Below are 18,850 nucleotides of genomic sequence, written 5' to 3'. Positions count from 1 at the left end.
TGACTTGCGTCATCTCAATACGACTTCGGAAGGCCGAGCACCTTCTCGCCGATGAAGCTGAGGATCAGCTGCGGACTGATCGGCGCGATGCGCGGGATCAGCGATTCCCGCAAGTAGCGCTCGACGTGATACTCCTTGGCGTAGCCGAAGCCGCCATGGGTCATCACCGCTTGCTCGCAGGCATGGAAGCCGGCTTCCGCCGCGAGATACTTTGCGGAGTTCGCCGCGGGGCCGCAGGGCAGGTTCTGGTCATACTGCCAGCCGGCGCGCAGCACCATCAGCCAGGCGGCCTCCAGTTCCATCCAGCACTTCGCCAGCGGATGCTGGATCGCCTGGTTCATGCCGATCGGACGGTTGAACACGATGCGACCCTTGGCGTATTCCGACGCCCGCTTCAGCGCGATCTGGCCGAGGCCGACCGCTTCGGCCGCGATCAGGATGCGTTCGGGATTCATGCCGTGCAGGATGTATTCGAAGCCGCGGCCCTCCTCGCCGATGCGGTCTTCGACCGGGATCTCGAAATTCTCGAAGAACAGCTCGTTGGAATCGACCGGCTTGCGGCCCATCTTCTCGATCTCGTGCACGGTGACGCGCTTGCGGTCGAAATCGGTGTAGAACAGGCTGAGGCCATGGGTCGGGCTGCGCACCTCCTCCAGCGGCGTGGTGCGCGCGAGCAGCAGGATCTTGTTGGCGACCTGGGCGGTCGAGATCCACACCTTCTGGCCGTTGACGATGTATTTGTCGCCCTGGCGCACCGCGCGGGTCTTGAGCTGCGTGGTGTTGAGGCCGGTGTTCGGCTCGGTCACCGCGAAGCAGGACTTGTCGCGGCCGTCGATGATCGGCGGCAGCATGCGCTGGCACTGCTCCTTGGTGCCGAACACCACCACCGGATTGAGCCCGAACACGTTCATATGCACCGCGGACGCGCCGGACATGCCGGCACCGGATTCGGAGATCGTGCGCATCATGATCGCGGCATCGGTGATGCCGAGCCCGGAGCCGCCATATTCCTCGGGGATGCAGATGCCGAGCCAGCCGGCATCGGCCAGCGCGCGGTGGAAGTCGGCCGGATAGCCGCCCTCCTTGTCCTTCTTCAGCCAGTAGGCTTCGTCAAAGCGCGAGCAGATCTTGGCGACGGCATCGCGGATCGATTCCTGGTTGGCGGAGAGTGCGAAATCCATCTGTCGTGCTCCTATGCCTGCACCGCTTTGGCCGCGCCGTCGCGCACCATCGCCGCGATCTCCTCGGTGGAGAAGCCTGCCTCCCGCAAGATCTCCGCGCTGTGCTCGCCGAGCCGCGGCGCCAGCCGGCTCGGCTCAACCTTGGTCTCCGACCAGCGCGCCGACGGAGTCATGCTGCGGATCCGGCCCTCGGTCGGGTGATCGACCACGGGGAAGACGCCGGTCGCGACCATATGCGGGTCCTCCAGCAGGCTCTCGAGATCGTGCATCGGCATCACCGGCACGTCGGCCTTCTCGAGGATTTCGTTCCACTCGGCTGTCGTCTTGGTCTGCAGGATGCGCGCGAGCTCGGCGTAGACGACATCGATATTGGTGGCGCGGCCGGCGAAGGTCGCGAATTTCGGATCGCTGCGCAGATCGTCGCGGCCGGTCGCCTTGAAGAAGTTCTCCCACTGCTTGTCGTTGTAGACGATCACGCAGATATAGCCGTCGAGCGTCTTGTACGGCCGCCGGTCCGGCGACAGATGGCGCGCATAGCCGCCCTTGTCGAGCGGCGGATCGTAGGTCAGGCCGCCCATGTGATCGCCCATGACGAACCCGGCCATGGTCTCGAACATCGGAATGTCGACGCGCTGGCCCTGCCCGGTACGGTCGCGATGCACGAGGCTCGCACAGATCGCGCCGACCGCGGTGAGGCCGACGATGCGATCCACCAGCGCGTTCGGCACATAGCGCGGCACGCCGTCCGAGGTTTGCGCCATCAGCGCCGGCAGCGCGGTCGCGCCCTGGATCAAATCGTCATAGGCGGGCTTGGCGGCATAAGGTCCCTCCTGGCCGAAGCCGAACACGCCGGCATAGATCAGCCGCGGGTTGACCTTGGAAACGACGTCATAGCCGAGCTGCAGCCGCGCCATCGCCTGCGGGCGCACATTGTAGACCAGCACGTCGGCCTTCGCGATCAGCCGCAGCACCGCCTCGCGCCCCGCCGGCTTCTTCAGATCGAGGCAAACCGAGCGCTTGCTGCGGTTGGTGTTGAGGAACACCGGTCCCATGCCGGAATGCCGCGTTGGGCCGATCTGCCGCGTCACGTCGCCGTCGGGCGATTCCACCTCGATGACGTCGGCGCCGTAATCGCCAAGCATCTGCGTGGCGTAGGGTCCCATCAGCACGGTCGTCATGTCGACGACCTTGATACCCTGCAGTGGTCCCATCGTCCTGTTCGCTCCCGGATGTCGTGGTTATGGAGCTAGTAACGGGAGCTATTCCAAGAGATCAAGCTGCGCCGGGCGTATGGGCGTATGCATGGCTGCGGCCGGGCCGCTTCCGTGCGGCGGAATGCAGGGTGGGCAAAACGAAGCGGATTCACCGCCGCCCTTATGCCGGCGACTGCCCCGTCATCACCTCGCGCGCCTTCAGGAGCTTTTCCAGTTCCGCATTCTGCTGCTCGAGCCGCTCGGCGATGCGCTCCTCGACTTCGGCGCCGGCAGCGCCTGCGGCCTGCTCGATCAGCTGCCTGATATTGTCCCGGAGGATCGCGATACGATCGTTCACTTCCGACAGCGACAGAGACGTCTCGATTCCCATGGTCCGTTCTCCCGGTGACAAGCACAGGCAGCTTAGCGCGGCGGGAGGTCCGGGCATATCCCTTAACCGCCTTAGCAACCCCGATCCCTACTGTGCATGGGGTTGTTTTCGATGTTTTCGATTTAACCCAGCCTCGCCCCCGCTTTAGCCCATGCCTTTGGCCAGCATCTCCCGCAGCGCGGTCTTCAGCACCTTGCCGTAATTGTTCTTCGGCAGGGCATCGAGATAGACATAGCGCTTCGGCCGCTTGAAGCGGGCGATCGAGGCAAGGCAATGCGCGTCGAGCTTGCCGTCGTCGGCGGCGGCGCCGTCCGCGAGCACGACGCAGGCGACGACGATCTCGCCCCATTCCGGATCCGGCACACCGACGGCCGAGACCTCACGGACATCGGGATGGGTCAGCAGGGCTTCCTCGACCTCGCGCGGATAGATGTTGGTGCCGCCGGAGATGATCACGTCCTTGGAGCGGTCCGACAGCGTGAGGAAGCCGTCGGCGTCGAGCCGGCCGACATCGCCGGTGCGCAGCCAGCCGTCCTTCAACGTCTCGGCATTGGCCTCGGGATTGTTCCAGTAGCCGAGCATCACGGTCGCGCCCTTGACCTCGATCTCGCCGGTCTCCCCGGCAGGCAGCGGCGTGCCGTCCTTGTCGGTGATGCGCACGGTGACGACGCTCTGCGCCAGCCCGACCGAAGCCAGCCGTTGGAGATAGCGCGGGTGATCGCTCCGGGCGTGCCAGCCGCGCGACAGCGCCGTGATGGTCATCGGCGACTCGCCCTGGCCGTAGATCTGCACGAAGCGCTGGCCCATCGTCGCCATCGCATCGGTGATGTCGGCCGTGTACATCGGACCGCCGCCATAGATGATGGTGCGCAGCCCCTCGCCGTTCTCGCCGCGCCTCTTGGCGACATCGACCAGGCGGCGCACCATCGTGGGGGCCGCGAACATCACGACATTGTCGAGCTGGCGGCCGAGGTTGAGCACCTCGTCCGGATCGAAGCCGCCGGACTCCGGCACGACGTGGCGGCCCCCCATCCGGACGTGCGGGAAATTGTAGAGGCCGGCGCCATGCGAGATCGGCGCGGCATAGAGCGAGGCATCCTGCGGCGTCGCCGGATCGACGTCGGCGAGATAGCACAGCGACATCGCGACCAGATTGCCGTGGCCGAGCATCACGCCCTTGGGACGGCCGGTGGTGCCCGATGTGTAGAACAGCCAGGCAAGATCGTTGCTCTCGCGCGGCAGCGGCGCGGGTCGGCCCTCGCCGCTTCGCATCGACTTGTAAGCGTCGCTGTCGACCGACAGCGTGGTCATGCCGGCGGGGCAGTCGTCCTTCGCCTCGTTCAACGCACCGATCGTATCGTCGGAGACGAAGGCGAGCTTGGCACCGCCATTGCCGCAGATCCATGCCGCCTCGCGGCCGTGCAGCTTGGCATTGATCGGAATCGCGGCGGCGCCGATCCACCAGATGCCGTAGAGGCATTCGAGATATTGCGTGCAGTTCGACGCAAACAGCGCGATGCGGTCGCCGGCGGCAATGCCGTGATCGCGCGCCAGCGCCGCCCCGATCGAGGCGGCGCGGCGGGCAAAGGTGGCGTAGTCGGCATCGAGATCGAAACCGGTCAGCAGCGCCGGCGCGTCGGGACGCGCCCGTGCCGTCGCCGCCAGCCATTCGGCAATGTTCAAGCTACTTCGCCGGCTCGAGGATCGAGACGTAGTTGGCGACCGCGGCGCCGCCCATGTTGAAGATGCCGCCAATCTGCGGGTTCTTGAGCTGCATGCCCTCGGGCGCTTGCCCCGTGAGCTGCATCGCGCTCATCACGTGCATGGAGACGCCGGTGGCGCCGATCGGGTGGCCCTTGGCCTTGAGGCCGCCGGACGGATTGACCGGCAGCTTGCCGTCCTTCTGGGTCCAGCCTTCCATGATCGCGCGCGCGCCCTGTCCCTTCGGCGTCAGGCCGATCGCTTCATATTCGATCAGCTCGGCGACGGTGAAGCAGTCATGGGTCTCGACGAAGGACAGGTCGGAGAGCTGCAGGCCGGCCTTCTGCAGCGCGCGCTGCCAGGCGGTGGTGCAGCCTTCGAACTGCAGGATGTCGCGCTTCGACATCGGCAGGAAATCCTGCGCATGCGAGGTGGCGCGGATGTTTACCGCCTTGCCCATGGTCTTGGCGGTCTCGGCGTCGGTCAGCACCAGCGCGGCGGCGCCGTCCGAGACCAGCGAGCAGTCGGTGCGCTTCAAGGGACCGGCGACGAACGGGTTCTTGTCGCTCTCGGCGCGGCAGAACTCGAAGCCGAAATCCTTGCGCATCTGCGCATAGGGATTGGCGACGCCGTTCTTGTGGTTCTTGGCGGCGATCATCGCCAGCGCATCGGACTGGTCGCCGTATTTCTGGAAATAGGCCTGCGCGATCTTGCCGAACACGCCGGCAAAGCCGCCGACCGTGTCGCCGTCCTCGGGCAGATACGAGGCCTTGAGCAGGTTCTTGCCGATCTCCGGGCCCGGCGTCTTCGTCATCTGCTCGACGCCGACCACCAGTACGATCGTCGCGGCGCCGGCTTCGATGGCGCGGATGCCCTGATGCACGGCGGCCGATCCGGTGGCGCAGGCATTCTCGACCCGGGTGGTCGGCTTGAAGCGCAGCGCCGGATTGGCCTGCAGCACCAGCGAGGCCGTGAAATCCTGGGGCGAGAAGCCGGCGTTGAAATGGCCGAGCATGATCTCATCGACGTCGGACGCGGCGATGCCGGCGTCAGCCAGCGCCTCGTTGGCGACCTTGACCACGAGACCCTCGACGGTCTCCGCGTCGAACTTTCCGAATGGCGTGTGCGCCCAACCCACGATGCTGGCGGTCATGGCTGTATCTCCCTGTCCCTGTTCGGAGAGTTATGTAGCGTATCTTCAGGCGGCTTTCAGCGTTTTCATCGCCTTCGCGCACATGGCGGTTATGCCGGCCCAATTGCCGGCGCGGATATCGGCCGCCGGGCACAGCCAGGAACCGCCGACTGCCAGCACATTCGGCTCGGCGAGCCAGGTCGCCGCATTGGCCTCACTGACCCCGCCGGTCGGGCACACCCTGACCTGCGGAAATGGCCCGGCCAGAGCCCGCAGTGCCTTGATACCGCCCGCCTGCTCGGCCGGGAAGAATTTGACGACGTCGAAGCCGTGGGCCAGCGCCTGCATCAACTCGGAGGCGGTCGCGATCCCCGGCGCGAAGGGCAGCTGGCTGGAGGCTGCCGCCGCCAACAGCTCGGGCGTCGCACCCGGGCTGATGCCGAATTTGGCGCCCAGTGCCTCGGCGCGCATCAGGTCGTCACCATTGAGGATCGTGCCGATCCCGACGATCGCCTCCGGCACACCGGCGATGATGGCCCTGGCCGCGTCGACCGCGACCGCCGTCCGCAGCGTCACCTCGAGCGTCCGCACGCCGCCGGCGACCAGCGCCTTCGCCAGCGGCACCGCGTCCTCGAGCCGGTCGATGGTCAGCACCGGGATCACGGTGGCCTGGCGGATCAGCTCGGCGATCCGGTCCTGCTTCGATGTCGTTGTCATTGCGAGGCCTTGCGGGATGGTGGGAGACGAAGCGCCTTTTTCGGCGGCATGGCGTAACGCGGAATGATCGCGCCGGGATAGCACACCACGACACCGGCCAGCCGATGGCCGGCGCGCGCCGCCTCCTCGGGCTCGGCGCCGCCGAGCCGGGCGGCGAGATAAGCGGCGGCAAAGCTGTCGCCGGCCGCGGTGGTATCGACCACCGGCTTGGTAAGCTGCTCCGCCTTCACCTCGCGCGTTCCGCCGGCCGAGCGCACGATGCAGGCCGGCTCGGCGAGCTTCAGCACCACCTCGGGGCTCGAGATGCCGGCCAGCAGCGCCGTGTTGCTCTCGCCGGGATAAAGCGGTGCCAGATCCTCGGTCGAGGCAAGCACGATATCGGCCGTCTCGAACGCGCTGCTGAAGACCTTCCGCGCGACGTTCAGCTCTGGCCAGCCGCGGGCGCGGAAATTTGTGTCGAACGCAAACCGCGTCCCCAACAGCCGCGCACGCTTCAGCGCCGCCAGCAATCGCTCCTGCCCGTCCTCGCGCAGGATCGAGAGCGTGATCGCCGAGAGATAGACGACGTCATAGGTCGCGAGCGAATTCAGGATGTCTTCCGTTTCGGGCAGATCCATCAGGTCGCGGGCGGCGGCGCTGTCACGCCAGTGGAAGAAGCGCCGCTCGCCCTTGTCGTCGGTCTGGATCAGATAGAGGCCGGGCAGCTTGCCCGCCGATCGCGCGACATGCTTGGTGCCGATGCCCTCGCTCACCCAGCCCGCGATCATCTCATCGCTCAGCGCATCATCGCCGAGCGCCGTGAAGTAATCGACGTGGATGCCGAGCCGGGACAGATAGACCGCGGTGTTGAGCGTGTCGCCGCCATAGGAGCGCGAATACAGCCCGCCGAGCTGCCCGCCAGGGGCCTGGCGCAGCTCGATCATGCATTCGCCGATGCTGGCAACTCTGGTCATCTCGAGCGCCGCGCTGAAAGCGCGATGAAGCCTGGTTGAATCTTCATCGCGCCTTAGCCCCTTGTCTGAGCATGATCTTTTCGGAAAACCGCTTCGCACTTTTCCGGATCATGCTTTAGCCCGGACGTTGCTCAGGCGGCGAACTTGCCGCCGAGTTCGTCCTCGATATGGATCCGGATGATGTCGTCGAACGTCTTCTCGGCCGTGGTGAAGCCGAGCTTCAGCGCGCGGTCGGTGGCGAAATCGCGCGGCCAGCCCGAGACGATGCTGATGATGGTCGGATCGGGCACCCGCTTGATGCGCGCGGTGACGTTCTTGCCGGCGACGCGCTCCAGCGACGCGATCTGCTCGCCGACGGTGACGGACATCCCGGGCATGCTGAGATTGCGCCGCGGCCCCATCGCATTGAGATCCATGGTGCCGGCGTGAACCAGAAAGCCGACCGCCGATTTCGGCGAGGCGTGCCAGTGCCGGACGTCCTCGGAGACCGGCAGCACCGCCTCCTCGCCCGCCAGCGGCTCGCGGATGATATTGGAGAAGAAGCCGGACGCCGCCTTGTTCGGCTTGCCCGGACGCACGCAGATTGTCGGCAGGCGGATCGAGATCCCGTCGAGCAGGCCCTTGCGGGTGTAGTCGTTGATCAGGAGCTCGCAGATCGACTTCTGGGTGCCGTAGCTCGTCAGCGGCGTATGGAAGAACTCGTCGCCGATCTTCTCGGGGAACGGCGCACCGAACACCGCGATCGAGGACGTGAACACCAGCCGCGGCTTGTAGCCCCCGCCGACGGCACGGATGGCGTCGATCAGATAGCGGGTGCCGTCGAGGTTGATCCGGTAACCCTTGTCGAACTCGGCCTCGGCCTCGCCCGAGACGATCGCGGCGAGATGGAAGATCACGTCGGGACGCTCGGCGATCAGGGGCGCCGCGGCGCCGGCATCGGCGAAATCGGATGCGACGACATTGACCGGGATCGAGGCGTTGGCGGGCTTGGCCGGCGCGACCACGTCCTGCAGCGTCATCCGGGTGATCTCTTGCTTGCCGAGGCGGCCCTCGCGCAAGAGACGCTCGGTCAGCTTGCGGCCGACCATGCCGGCGGCGCCCAGAATCAGAATGTGCACGACCCTGCTCCTTTTCTTGTCTTGTTCGAATTCAGCTGCGGGCCTTGCGCGCTCATTCCTTCACGGCACCCGTCATCGCCGAGACATAATGCTCTACGAAGAACGCGTAAAGAATAACCAGCGGCAGCGAGCCGCATAGCGCCCCTGCCATCAGGGACCCCCAGCGATAGATGTCACCGTCAACGAATTCGTTGACGATGGCGACCGGCACGGTCTTGTTCGGGGTCGATTGCAGGAACGTCAGCGCATAGATGAATTCGTTCCAGCACAGCGTGAAGCAGAAGATGAAGGCCGAGATCAGGCCGGGGACGGCGAGCGGCAGCACGATCTTGATCAGTATCTGCCAGCGGCTGGCGCCGTCGATCAGCGCGCATTCCTCGAGCTCGAACGGGATCGTCTTGAAATATCCCATCAACAGCCAGGTCGAGAACGGAATCAGGATCGTCGGATAGGTCAGGATCAGCGCCAGGGGCGAGTCGAACAGGCCGTACTGAAACACGACGGTCGCGAGCGGAATGAACAGGATCGACGGCGGCACCAGATAGGCCAGGAAGATCAGGCCGCCGACGACGTTGGCGCCCTTGTAACGCAGCCGCACGATCGCATAGGCCGCGAGCACACTCGCGATGATCGACAGCACGGTGGCACCCACCGCCACATACATCGTGTTCCAGAGCCAATGCGGATAGTAGCTCTCGAACAGCAGCTTGTGGACGTGCTTGAAGGTCGGATTCCAGGTCCAGAACGGATTGTACTTGTCGAGGTCGAGCAGTTGCTCGTCCGGCTTGATCGCCGTCAGCCCCATCCAATAGAACGGGAACAGCAGGATGATCACGATGATCGACAGCGGGATGTAGAGCGTCACGATCCGCCGCGGCACCGACTGCAGGTAGCTCATGCCCTCGCTGTTGTCGACGCGCGACGGCGTCGACAGGATGCTCTTGAGGTCGACCTTGGAGGCGGGAAGATCAGTCATTGCTCTCTCCCTGCTGCCACTTCCTGCGTTGCAGGCCGAACCATGACACCATGATCGCGGCGAGCAGGAACGGGATCATCGCGCTCGAGATCGCGGCGCCCTCGCCCAGCTGCCCCGCGATGATCGCGCGCTGATACGACAGCGTCGCCATCAAATGAGTGGCGTTGACCGGGCCGCCGCGCGTCATCGCCCAGATCAGCTGGAAGTCGGTGAAGGTGAACAGCACCGAGAACGTCATCACGACGGCGATGATCGGCGTCAGCAAGGGATAGGTGATGTAGCGGAACATCTGCCAGCGCGAGGCGCCATCCAACGTCGCCGCCTCATACAGCGACGGCTGCACGGTCTGCAGGCCCGCCAGCAGCGTGATCGCCACGAACGGTACGCCGCGCCAGATATTGGCGAAGATCACGCAGATCCGGGCCCAGGTGGTGTCGCCGAGGAAATTGATGTTCTGGGTGATCAGGCCGAGATGCTTCAGCGACCAGGAGATGATCGAGAACTGGGAATCGAAGATCCACCAGAACGCCAGCGCCGACAGCACGGTCGGCACGATGAAGGGGATCAGCACCGCGGCACGCAACAGCGCCTTGAACGGCATGCGCTCGTTGAGCAGCAGCGCCAGATAGAGTCCGACCGCGAACTTCACGGCGCTCGCGATGAAGGTGTAGATCAGCGTGTTGAAGACCGACAGCCAGAAGATGGCGTCGTCCCACAGCCATTCATAGTTCTCGGTGCCGATGAAATGACCGACGCGGCCGATGCGGGTGTCGGTGAAGGACAGCCAGATGCCGAGCCCCAGCGGATAGGCTAGGAAGAAGATCAGGAACGCCATCGCCGGCAACATGAACCAGAAGCCGAGCCAGTTCTTGTTGTGGCGGAGCTGATCCCAAGCGGTCGCTTCACGGATTTCGGTTTTCGCACGTCGCGGCGCAAGGGCGATGTCAGCCATAGGCGATGTCCCGATTGCTCAACGGATTGAGCATGACTACGCAATATTCCAATGATGGCATTCCAATGATGACGCGGGCGGCGGCTCTCCGCCGCCCGCGGCCATCACATCAGCGATAGATGCGCTTCAGCTGCCGTTCGGCTTCCGCCATCGCGGCCTTGCCGTCCTTGGCACCGGTGCAGTAGTTTGCGAACATGTCGACCACAATGAAGTCGGCGATCGCGGTCGCGGCCTTCTCGCCGGGCGTGCCGATGCCGGAGGCCGGCAGCGCGCGCTTCGAGGCCTGGCCGAACACCGCGTTCTTCGGATCGGCGGTCCACACCGGAGCCGAGTCGTAGGCATTGAGCGTGTGGGTGAGATAACCCCGCGCGCCCGACAGCCACTTCTCGAAATTCTCCTTCTCCAGCATGAAGGCGATGAACGCCTTTGCCGCGTTCGGATATTTGCAGAAGTTGAAGGCGAGGATCGGAACCGCGAGTTGCAATTCGGTCGGCTTGCCGATCGAGCCGACCGGCCACAATGCGTGGTCGATGTCCTCGGCGAGCTCCTTCTTGCTCGGATCGTCCTTGGCCGCGACGTAGATCGAGATGCCGTTCGAGGTCAGGAACAGCTCGCCCGACAGGAAGGCCTTGTTGTTGGAGGAATCGTTCCAGGATGCGACACCCGGAATGAAGGTCTCCGACAGCGCCTTGGCATACTCCAGCGCCTTCATCGTCTCCGGCGAATTGATGATGACCTTGTCGTCCTTGTCGACGGTCCAGGCGTTGTGGCCCCAGAGGATGTTGTGCACCCAGGCATTGGCGTCGCCGGTGGCATGGCCGAGCGCGAAGCCGGCCGGCGTGTTGTTCTTCTTCAGCGCCTTGCACAGTTCGAGATAGGCCGGGAAATCGGACGGCACCTGCTCGAAGCCGGCCTTCTCGACCGCCGACTTGCGGTAGGTCAAATAGCCGCCGATGGTCGCGACGGGAATGCCGAGCCAGTCATTGCCCTGCTTGCAGGTCTTGGCCGCGGCTTCGGTCCAGCCGCCATATTTGTTGCCGAGATAGTCGGCAACGTCGTTCATCTTGAGAACCTTGGTCGGGAACAGCTGCGGCAGCGTGTGCAGGCCCCAGGCGAGGTCGAGACCCGAGCCGGTGTTGGCGGCGACCGAGGCCTTCGGCTGCACGTCCTCGAAGGACTCTGCCGAACACGTTCATCTCGGTGCCGGTTGCCGACTTAAAGGCCGCGACCATGGCGTTGAATGCATCGTCTTCCGCGGGCACGAAGCGCTTCCAGCGCATCACGGTGAGCTTGGCGCCGGGCTCCGCCTTCCAGGGCGCGCTCTGCGCCCAGGCCTTGGCGAAGTCAAACAGCGCCGGCCCGGTGAGCATGCCGGTTGCAGCCAACGCCGTGCCGCCCTGAAGTAGCGAGCGGCGAGTAAAATCGTGCATCGTCCTTCTCCCTATGATTGTGTTTTTGTTGTTTTTGATCTGGCCTGTTGGTCGGCCATTAAGATCGATCGGTCCGTCAGCTGTTCAGTCGCTTCCCCGTCGAATCGTCGAACAGATGGACCAGCGACGGATCCGGCTTGAGCCGAACCTTGTCGCCCGGGTTGAACAGATGGCGCTCGCGGAACACGGCGACGACCTGCTCGCCGCCGAGCTTGGCGAACACCTGGGTCTCCGACCCGGTCGGCTCGACCACCACGATCTCGGCCTCGGCGCCGTCATCGGCGATGGTGAAATGCTCAGGCCGCACGCCGTAGACCGCGGGTTGGCCGTCGGAATTGGCCGGCGCCGATTTCAGCGGCAGCTTGACGCCGTTCGGTCCCTCGAAGAGGCGGCGCCGTTCACCTTCACATTGCCCTTAAGGAAATTCATCGCCGGCGAGCCGATGAAGCCGGCCACGAACTGGTTCGCCGGCGTGTCATAGAGCTCGAGCGGCGAGCCCATCTGCTCGACGATGCCGTCGTGCATCACGACGATCTTGTCGGCCATGGTCATGGCCTCGATCTGGTCGTGGGTGACGTAGACGGTCGTGGTCTTCAGCCGCTGGTGCAGCTCCTTGATCTCGGTGCGCATCGCAACGCGCAGCTTGGCGTCGAGGTTCGAGAGCGGCTCGTCGAACAGGAACACCTGGGGATCGCGCACGATCGCGCGGCCCATGGCGACGCGCTGGCGCTGGCCGCCCGAAAGCTGGCGAGGATAGCGCTCGAGCAGCGGCGTCAGTGCGAGGATTTCCGCGGCGCGCTCGACGCCGGTCGAGATTTCCTCGGGCTTGGCGCCGCGCAGCTTGAGCGAGAAGCCCATGTTGTCGGCGACGGTCATATGCGGATAGAGCGCGTAATTCTGGAACACCATCGCAATGTCGCGCTCTTTGGGCTGGACATTGTTGACGACGCGATCGCCGATCGAGATCGTGCCGGAGGTGATGTTCTCGAGCCCCGCCAGCATGCGCAGCAGGGTCGACTTGCCGCAGCCGGAGGGGCCGACCAGAACGACGAACTCGCCGTCCTCGATCGGGATCGACACGCCGTGCAGGACCTCAAAATTGCCGAACGATTTCCGCACGTCGCGAATCTGGACCGACGACATCCACTTCCCTCCCTCAAGTTCCCGACGACGTACGACGAGTGCCGCCACCGCTCTGTTTTGTTCCGGCCGCGCTGGGTGCGCGGCGCTGTTGGACTGACGTTATTGTCCGCAGTTTATCCGGTTTTGGCAATCGTTCGATTAGCAATCGCTTGGTAGCGCTGTCAATATCAGTTTGTCTGCGACGAACGTCGTGATATGAGCGGCAAATGGCCCGAAAGCGCATCACGCCAGGCAAGATCCGGCTCGCCGAAGTCGCGAAGCTCGCCGGTGTCAGTCCGATTACGGCCTCACGGTTCTTCAGGAATCCGGAAGCACTTTCGGCCGGCAAGCGCGCGCGGGTCGATAGTGCGGCAAAAGAACTCGGTTACGTGCCCAATCTCGCGGCACGCGCGCTTGCGTCGCAGCGCACCGAGGTGATCGGTGTCCTGATCCCGTCGCTGACCAACAACGTGTTCTCCGACGTGCTGCGCGGCATCTATGATGCGCTCGACGGCAGCCGCTACAGCATTCAGCTCGCCAACACCCGCTACAGCATCCTGCAGGAAGAGCGCCTGCTGCGTCTGTTTCTGGCACAAAAGCCCGCCGGGCTGATCATTACCGGCATCAACCAGACCGCCGATTCCCGCCGCATCATGGAGACGGTCGATTGTCCGATCGTCCAGATCATGGAGGTCGGTCCCTCCCCGATCGACATGATGATCGGATTCTCGCATTTTGACGCCTCAAAAGCGGCCATCGCCCACCTGCTCGCGCAGGGCTACCGGCGGATCGGATTCCTCGGCGCGCGGATGGATCCGCGGGTGCAGCGCCGGCTTGACGGCTATCGCTCCGCGATGACCGACGCTGGGCTGTTCGATCCACAGCTTATTGTGACAACGGCGGTCCCGACCTCGGTCACGCTCGGCGGCACGCTGTTTGCCGACCTGCTCGCCAAGGCGCCCGACATCGACGCCGTGTTCTGCGTCAATGACGACCTTGCGCTCGGCGCGCTGTTCGAATGCAAGCGGCGGCACATGGCAGTGCCGGAGCAGATGGCGATCGTCGGCTTCAATGACCTCGAATTCATGGCGTCGAGCGAGCCGACCTTGAGCAGCGTGCGTACCAATCGTTACGAAATGGGCAGAAACGCTGCCGTGATGGTGATCGAGACGCTGGAAGGGCGCCGGCCCGCCGAACCCGTCGTCGATCTCGGCTTCAGTGTCATGGAACGGCAAAGCTCGGCGCGACGCAATTGACGTCGCCCGGCAGCTGCCGGTCACAAGGGACGCGAAAAATGATAAAATGATAGCGCAACCAAGACCCTTCAACTAAGGTCCAATCCATCACACGAAACACCTGTGCGTGATCGGTCGGGTTTGTAATGCACGACGATTTGCGCAAGGTAGCAACGACGTTGAACCAGAGCCCTTGAATGGGCCCACCAGTTTGCATTGCGGGAGAAACCAATGACAAAATCCCCCACCAACGGGCACGACGCCGCAGGCGCGACCAGCAAGGGCAAGGGCCGCAGGCTCCGCTCCCAGGAATGGTTCGACAACCCGCACAATCCGGGCATGACCGCGCTCTATCTCGAGCGCTATCTCAACTACGGCCTGACGCGCGAGGAATTGCAGTCGGGCAAGCCGATCATCGGCATCGCACAGACCGGCAACGACCTGTCGCCCTGCAACCGGCATCACCTCGAGCTCGCACACCGCGTCCGCGAGGGCATCCGCGCCGCCGGCGGCATCGCCATGGAGTTTCCCACCCATCCGATCCAGGAGACCGGCAAGCGCCCGACCGCGGCGCTCGACCGCAACCTCGCCTATCTCGGCCTGGTCGAGGTGCTGTTCGGCTATCCGCTCGACGGCGTGGTGCTGACCACCGGCTGCGACAAGACCACGCCGGCCTGCATGATGGCGGCGGCGACCGTCAACCTGCCGGCGATCGTGCTATCGGGCGGCCCGATGCTGAACGGCTGGCACGAGGGCCAGCGCACCGGCTCCGGCACCGTGGTGTGGAAGGCGCGCGAGCGGCTCGCTGCGGGTGAGATCGACTATGAGCAATTCATCGAGATCGTGGCCTCCTCGGCCCCCTCGGTCGGCCATTGCAACACGATGGGCACCGCCTCCACCATGAACTCGCTCGCGGAAGCGCTCGGCTTCTCGCTGCCGGGCTGCGCGGCGATCCCGGCGCCGTATCGCGAGCGCGGCCAGATCGCCTACGAGACGGGAAAACGCATCGTCGACATGGTCTGGGAGGATTTGAAGCCGTCGGACTTCCTGACGCGCGAGGCGTTCGAGAACTGCATCGTGGTCAACTCCGCGATCGGCGGCTCGACCAATGCGCCGATCCACATCAATGCGCTGGCGCGCCATGTCGGCGTCGAGCTGTCGATCGACGACTGGCAGAAATATGGCCATGACGTCCCGCTGCTGGTGAACATGCAGCCGGCCGGCTTCTACCTCGGCGAGGAATATCACCGCGCCGGCGGCGTGCCCTCGGTGGTGCGCGAGCTGATCAAGCACAAGCGCATCCACGAAGGCGCCCTCACCGTCAACGGCCGCACCATGGGCGAGAACTGCAAGGAAGCACCTGCGCCCGACGGCGACGTGATCTGGGGCTACGACAAGCCGCTGGTGAAGGACGCCGGCTTCATCGTGCTGCGCGGCAATCTGTTCGATTCCGCGATCATGAAGACCAGCGTGATCTCGAAGGAATTCCGCGACCGCTACCTGTCCAACCCGAAGGACCTCAATGCCTTCGAGGGCCGCGCCATCGTGTTCGAGGGGCCGGAGGATTATCACAACCGCATCGAGGATCCCGCGCTCGACATCGATGAGCACTGCGTCCTGTTCGTCCGCGGCACCGGCCCGATCGGCTATCCCGGCGGCGCCGAGGTGGTGAACATGCAGCCGCCCGCCGCGCTGATCAAACGCGGCATCCTGTCCCTGCCCTGCATCGGCGACGGAAGGCAGTCCGGCACCTCGGGCTCGCCCTCGATCCTCAACGCCTCGCCCGAGGCCGCCGCCGATGGCGGGCTCGCAATCCTGAGGACCGGCGACAAGGTGCGCATCGACCTCAACAAGGGCAGCGCCAACATCATGATCTCGGAGGATGAGCTGCGCACCCGCCGCGCCGAGCTGAAGGCCAAGGGCGGCTTCCCGCACCCGGCCAACCAGACGCCGTGGCAGGAGCTCTATCGCAAGACCGTCGGCCAGCATGCGACCGGCGCCTGCCTCGAGCTCGCGACGCGCTATCACGACATCGCCGGCAAGGTCGGCGTGGCGCGCGACAATCACTAGGACGCAAATCGTCATTGCCGGGCGCGACCCGGCAATCCATCGTTCTTCGAAAGATGGATGCGCGGGTCAAGCCCGCGCATGACATTCCCAATCGCCAAAGAAGGAAGAAACGCATGTCAGACCGCCTGAAGGGCAAACGCGCATTCGTAACCGCAGCGGCCGTCGGCATCGGCCGCGCCTGCGCGCTGGCCTTTGCCCGCGAGGGTGCGACCGTGTTCGCGACCGATATCGACGAAGGCAAACTTGCGCTGCTCAAGCAGGAAGGCGTCGCCGAGGTTGCGAAGCTCGACGTGCGCGATACCGCAGCGGTCGAGGCAATGGCAAGACGCGCCGGCAAGACCGACATCCTGCTCAATGCCGCGGGCTTCGTGCATCACGGCACAGTGCTGGAGTGCTCGGACGACGACTGGGACTTCTCCTTCGACCTCAACGTCAAGTCGATGCACCGCACCACGCGCGCTTTCCTGCCCGGCATGCTGGCGCAGGGCGGCGGCGCCATCGTCAACATCGCCTCCGCCGCCGGCGCGGTGAAGGCGGCGCCGAACCGCTACGTCTATAGCGCCACCAAGGCCGCGGTCGCGGCACTGACGCGCTCGGTCGCGGCCGACTTCATCGCCAGGGGCATCCGCTGCAACTGCATCTGCCCCGGCACCATCGAGACGCCTTCGATGCTCGAGCGTGCGGCGGCTGCCGGCCCGCAGGGACGCGAGATGTTCGTTGCGCGCCAGCCGATGGGCCGGCTCGGCACTGCCGAGGAAATCGCTGCGCTCGCCGTCTATCTTGCCAGCGACGAAAGCTCGTTCACGACAGGCGTCGCGCACGTCATCGACGGCGGCTGGACGCTTTAGCTCGAACCTCTCCCCGCGCTTCTGCGGGGAGAGGTCGGATTGCGAAGCAATCCGGGTGAGGGGCAAGGCACGACATCTCCGCCAACGGATGTGGAGCATCTGAGGAAACGTCAAAGGAAAAAGCAATGAACAAGATCGATCTCAACGGCCGCTGTGCCGTCGTCACCGGCGGCGCGCAGGGATTTGGCCGCGCCATCACCGAGCGCTTTGTCGCGTCGGGCGCCAAGGTCGCGATCTGGGATTTCGACCAGCCGCTGGCGGAGAAGACCGCGCGGGCGATCGGCGAGAACGTGATCGCGATCAAGACCGACGTCACCAATCCCGACGCTGTCGACGCCGCGCGCGATCAGACGCTGCGGGCGTTCGGCAAGATCGACATTCTCGTCAACAACGCCGGTATCACCGGAGCCAACAAGCCGGTATGGGAAACCGATCTCGACGACTGGCGCAGGGTGATGCGCATCAATCTCGAGGGTCCCTTCATCTGCTGCAAGGCGATCGTGCCGACCATGATCGGCCAGAAATACGGCCGCATCGTCAACATCGCCTCGATCGCCGGCAAGGAAGGCAATCCGAACGCCGCGCATTATTCGTCGTCGAAGGCGGGCCTGATCGCGCTCACCAAATCGCTCGGCAAGGAGCTCGCGCAGCACGACATCCTGGTCAATGCGGTGACGCCGGCCGCGGCGAAGACCGCGATCTTCGACCAGATGACGCAAGCGCACATCGACTTCATGCTGTCGAAGATCCCGAAGGCCCGCTTCGTCCAGGTCGAGGAACTCGCCTCGATGGTGGCGTGGCTGGCGTCGGAGGATTGCGCCTTCTCCACCGGCGCGGTGTTCGACATCTCCGGCGGCCGCGCGACCTATTAACTCGCCGCTCGCCTCGCCGGCTGTCGCAGCGCCGCGACGAGATGATTGGCCAGCAGTGACGCCGCGTGCGACAGGTTTTGCGCGCGATGCAGCCGTATCTCGGCCCGCGGCAGCAGCGGCATGCCGTCGCGCGCGGTCAGCCGACGCAGCGTCGGCGGAAACGTCCCCGACTTGACCACGGTCACGGCAAGACCCTGCGCCGCGATCGCCTCGACCGCGGACAGGCTGTGGCTGACAAAGGCGAGCCGCCACGGCCGGTTCGCCTCGTCCAGCGCCTGCATCGCCCAGCTCCGGAACAGGCAGCCCTGCGGATAGAGCGCGACCGGCAGCGGATCGAGCTCCTCGACGCGATGCGCAGCGCTCGCGGCCCACACCGCCTGCTCGGTGCGCAGCAACTCGCCCTCGCCGCGTCCCTCGGGGTGCATCGCGATCACGAGGTCATAGGCTTCGCCGAGCCGATCGGTCATTGTCGACGTCAGCCCCGTCTCCATCTCGACATGGATCAGCGGATAGCTGGCGATGAAGTCCTTGAGCAGCGGCGGGACGATCATCGTCCCATAGTCGTCCATCACGCCGAGGCGAACCCGTCCATCCGTGCCGTGCGCGCGCACCCGGCCGACCGCCTCCGCGTTGAGGCTCAGAATGCGGCGGGCATAGCCGAGCAATCCCTCGCCTGCCGCACTCAGGTCGACACTGGACGTGCTGCGGTGAAACAGTTCGGCCTGCAGCCGCTCTTCCAGCCGCTTCACCTGCATGCTGACGGCGGATTGGGTCCGGTTCAGCGCCGAGGCCGCGCGGGTGAAGGAGCGATGCTCCGCCACCGCGACAAAGGCCTGCAGAAGATCGGGGTCCAGGATGGGGGCGCTCATAACGATCTGTGATTTAGTCGATCAAATCTATTTCATTCCCTGATTATGTCGCTGTCCCTAGATTGCGCAAGCAAAACCAAGGGGCGAACG

15 protein-coding genes and 2 pseudogenes are annotated in these 18,850 nt (G+C 64.8%); 4 read left to right on the top strand and 13 right to left on the bottom strand.

The features are described from left to right. Positions 1-14 precede the first annotated feature (14 nt). The 12 genes and pseudogenes from ACSKB9_RS41305 to ACSKB9_RS41250 all read right to left on the bottom strand — a co-directional run bounded on the left by ACSKB9_RS41305 (position 15) and on the right by ACSKB9_RS41250 (position 12,887). Positions 15-1,181, bottom strand: coding sequence for an acyl-CoA dehydrogenase family protein (locus ACSKB9_RS41305; protein WP_028344637.1), 1,167 nt, complete (start codon positions 1,179-1,181; stop codon positions 15-17). An 11-nt stretch (positions 1,182-1,192) separates the two neighbouring features. Next, complete coding sequence (locus tag ACSKB9_RS41300) at positions 1,193-2,392, bottom strand: CaiB/BaiF CoA transferase family protein (RefSeq protein WP_438079958.1); 1,200 nt, start codon at positions 2,390-2,392, stop codon at positions 1,193-1,195. Between the two features lie 163 nt (positions 2,393-2,555). Then, a complete protein-coding gene (locus tag ACSKB9_RS41295; RefSeq protein ID WP_057019739.1) occupies positions 2,556-2,765 on the bottom strand; it encodes a hypothetical protein in 210 nt (69 codons plus the stop codon). Between the two features lie 144 nt (positions 2,766-2,909). Beyond that, positions 2,910-4,448 (bottom strand): class I adenylate-forming enzyme family protein, encoded by a 1,539-nt coding sequence (locus tag ACSKB9_RS41290; RefSeq protein ID WP_438079956.1) that lies wholly within the window; start codon positions 4,446-4,448, stop codon positions 2,910-2,912. A 1-nt stretch (position 4,449) separates the two neighbouring features. Further along, a complete protein-coding gene (locus tag ACSKB9_RS41285; RefSeq protein ID WP_438079955.1) occupies positions 4,450-5,619 on the bottom strand; it encodes an acetyl-CoA acetyltransferase in 1,170 nt (389 codons plus the stop codon). A 45-nt stretch (positions 5,620-5,664) separates the two neighbouring features. Next, on the bottom strand, positions 5,665-6,315 hold the full coding sequence (gene eda / locus ACSKB9_RS41280) for a bifunctional 4-hydroxy-2-oxoglutarate aldolase/2-dehydro-3-deoxy-phosphogluconate aldolase (protein ID WP_438079953.1): 651 nt from the start codon (positions 6,313-6,315) through the stop codon (positions 5,665-5,667). Beyond that, the gene (locus tag ACSKB9_RS41275; RefSeq protein ID WP_438079952.1) at positions 6,312-7,268 is read right to left on the bottom strand and encodes a sugar kinase; all 957 of its coding nucleotides are present in this window, start codon (positions 7,266-7,268) and stop codon (positions 6,312-6,314) included. Before ACSKB9_RS41275 ends, eda begins: the two co-directional genes overlap by 4 nt. A gap of 131 nt (positions 7,269-7,399) precedes the next feature. After that, the gene (denD, locus tag ACSKB9_RS41270) at positions 7,400-8,386 is read right to left on the bottom strand and encodes a D-erythronate dehydrogenase (RefSeq protein ID WP_438079950.1); all 987 of its coding nucleotides are present in this window, start codon (positions 8,384-8,386) and stop codon (positions 7,400-7,402) included. 52 nt (positions 8,387-8,438) lie between these two features. Next, positions 8,439-9,362 (bottom strand): carbohydrate ABC transporter permease, encoded by a 924-nt coding sequence (locus ACSKB9_RS41265; protein WP_057019735.1) that lies wholly within the window; start codon positions 9,360-9,362, stop codon positions 8,439-8,441. Next, on the bottom strand, positions 9,355-10,314 hold the full coding sequence (locus ACSKB9_RS41260) for a carbohydrate ABC transporter permease (RefSeq protein ID WP_225160629.1): 960 nt from the start codon (positions 10,312-10,314) through the stop codon (positions 9,355-9,357). The genes ACSKB9_RS41265 and ACSKB9_RS41260 overlap by 8 nt, the downstream gene beginning before the upstream one ends. Positions 10,315-10,423: 109 nt before the next feature. Continuing rightward, positions 10,424-11,744 (bottom strand): annotated as a pseudogene (locus ACSKB9_RS41255) (ABC transporter substrate-binding protein). A gap of 76 nt (positions 11,745-11,820) precedes the next feature. Continuing rightward, positions 11,821-12,887 (bottom strand): annotated as a pseudogene (locus ACSKB9_RS41250) (ABC transporter ATP-binding protein). A 206-nt stretch (positions 12,888-13,093) separates the two neighbouring features. On the opposite strand from ACSKB9_RS41250, the gene ACSKB9_RS41245 reads away from it, so the two are divergent. The 4 genes from ACSKB9_RS41245 to ACSKB9_RS41230 all read left to right on the top strand — a co-directional run bounded on the left by ACSKB9_RS41245 (position 13,094) and on the right by ACSKB9_RS41230 (position 17,891). Then, positions 13,094-14,122: a LacI family DNA-binding transcriptional regulator gene (locus ACSKB9_RS41245; protein ID WP_438079948.1), complete on the top strand. Its 1,029-nt coding sequence runs from the start codon at positions 13,094-13,096 to the stop codon at positions 14,120-14,122. 210 nt (positions 14,123-14,332) lie between these two features. After that, a complete protein-coding gene (locus ACSKB9_RS41240) occupies positions 14,333-16,171 on the top strand; it encodes an IlvD/Edd family dehydratase (RefSeq protein ID WP_253609134.1) in 1,839 nt (612 codons plus the stop codon). A gap of 113 nt (positions 16,172-16,284) precedes the next feature. Continuing rightward, entirely contained in the window at positions 16,285-17,019 is a 735-nt protein-coding gene (locus ACSKB9_RS41235; RefSeq protein ID WP_438079946.1) for an SDR family oxidoreductase, read from the top strand. Between the two features lie 125 nt (positions 17,020-17,144). After that, a complete protein-coding gene (locus tag ACSKB9_RS41230; RefSeq protein ID WP_438079944.1) occupies positions 17,145-17,891 on the top strand; it encodes an SDR family NAD(P)-dependent oxidoreductase in 747 nt (248 codons plus the stop codon). On the opposite strand, the gene ACSKB9_RS41225 is transcribed toward ACSKB9_RS41230, so the two are convergent. Next, the gene (locus ACSKB9_RS41225) at positions 17,888-18,760 is read right to left on the bottom strand and encodes a LysR substrate-binding domain-containing protein (protein ID WP_438079943.1); all 873 of its coding nucleotides are present in this window, start codon (positions 18,758-18,760) and stop codon (positions 17,888-17,890) included. The two genes, ACSKB9_RS41230 and ACSKB9_RS41225, sit on opposite strands and share 4 nt — an antisense overlap. Between the last annotated feature and the right edge of the window lie 90 nt (positions 18,761-18,850).

Origin of the sequence: Bradyrhizobium sp. BR 1433, assembly GCF_051547665.1 — a bacterium.
In the GTDB taxonomy this organism is placed as follows: Bacteria; Pseudomonadota; Alphaproteobacteria; order Rhizobiales; family Xanthobacteraceae; genus Bradyrhizobium; species Bradyrhizobium australafricanum.
The sequence above is the reverse complement of the archived record's forward strand: the minus strand, read 5'-3'. Positions and strand labels throughout refer to the sequence as shown.

Coding starts and splice junctions, on each gene's coding strand:
- ACSKB9_RS41305 (WP_028344637.1), bottom strand. CDS start 1,181: ATGGATTTCGCACTCTCCGCCAACCAGGAATCGATCCGCGATGCCGTC.
- ACSKB9_RS41300 (WP_438079958.1), bottom strand. CDS start 2,392: ATGGGACCACTGCAGGGTATCAAGGTCGTCGACATGACGACCGTGCTG.
- ACSKB9_RS41295 (WP_057019739.1), bottom strand. CDS start 2,765: ATGGGAATCGAGACGTCTCTGTCGCTGTCGGAAGTGAACGATCGTATC.
- ACSKB9_RS41285 (WP_438079955.1), bottom strand. CDS start 5,619: ATGACCGCCAGCATCGTGGGTTGGGCGCACACGCCATTCGGAAAGTTC.
- eda (WP_438079953.1), bottom strand. CDS start 6,315: ATGACAACGACATCGAAGCAGGACCGGATCGCCGAGCTGATCCGCCAG.
- ACSKB9_RS41275 (WP_438079952.1), bottom strand. CDS start 7,268: ATGACCAGAGTTGCCAGCATCGGCGAATGCATGATCGAGCTGCGCCAG.
- ACSKB9_RS41265 (WP_057019735.1), bottom strand. CDS start 9,362: ATGACTGATCTTCCCGCCTCCAAGGTCGACCTCAAGAGCATCCTGTCG.
- ACSKB9_RS41260 (WP_225160629.1), bottom strand. CDS start 10,314: ATGGCTGACATCGCCCTTGCGCCGCGACGTGCGAAAACCGAAATCCGT.
- ACSKB9_RS41245 (WP_438079948.1), top strand. CDS start 13,094: ATGGCCCGAAAGCGCATCACGCCAGGCAAGATCCGGCTCGCCGAAGTC.
- ACSKB9_RS41240 (WP_253609134.1), top strand. CDS start 14,333: ATGACAAAATCCCCCACCAACGGGCACGACGCCGCAGGCGCGACCAGC.
- ACSKB9_RS41235 (WP_438079946.1), top strand. CDS start 16,285: ATGTCAGACCGCCTGAAGGGCAAACGCGCATTCGTAACCGCAGCGGCC.
- ACSKB9_RS41230 (WP_438079944.1), top strand. CDS start 17,145: ATGAACAAGATCGATCTCAACGGCCGCTGTGCCGTCGTCACCGGCGGC.
- ACSKB9_RS41225 (WP_438079943.1), bottom strand. CDS start 18,760: ATGAGCGCCCCCATCCTGGACCCCGATCTTCTGCAGGCCTTTGTCGCG.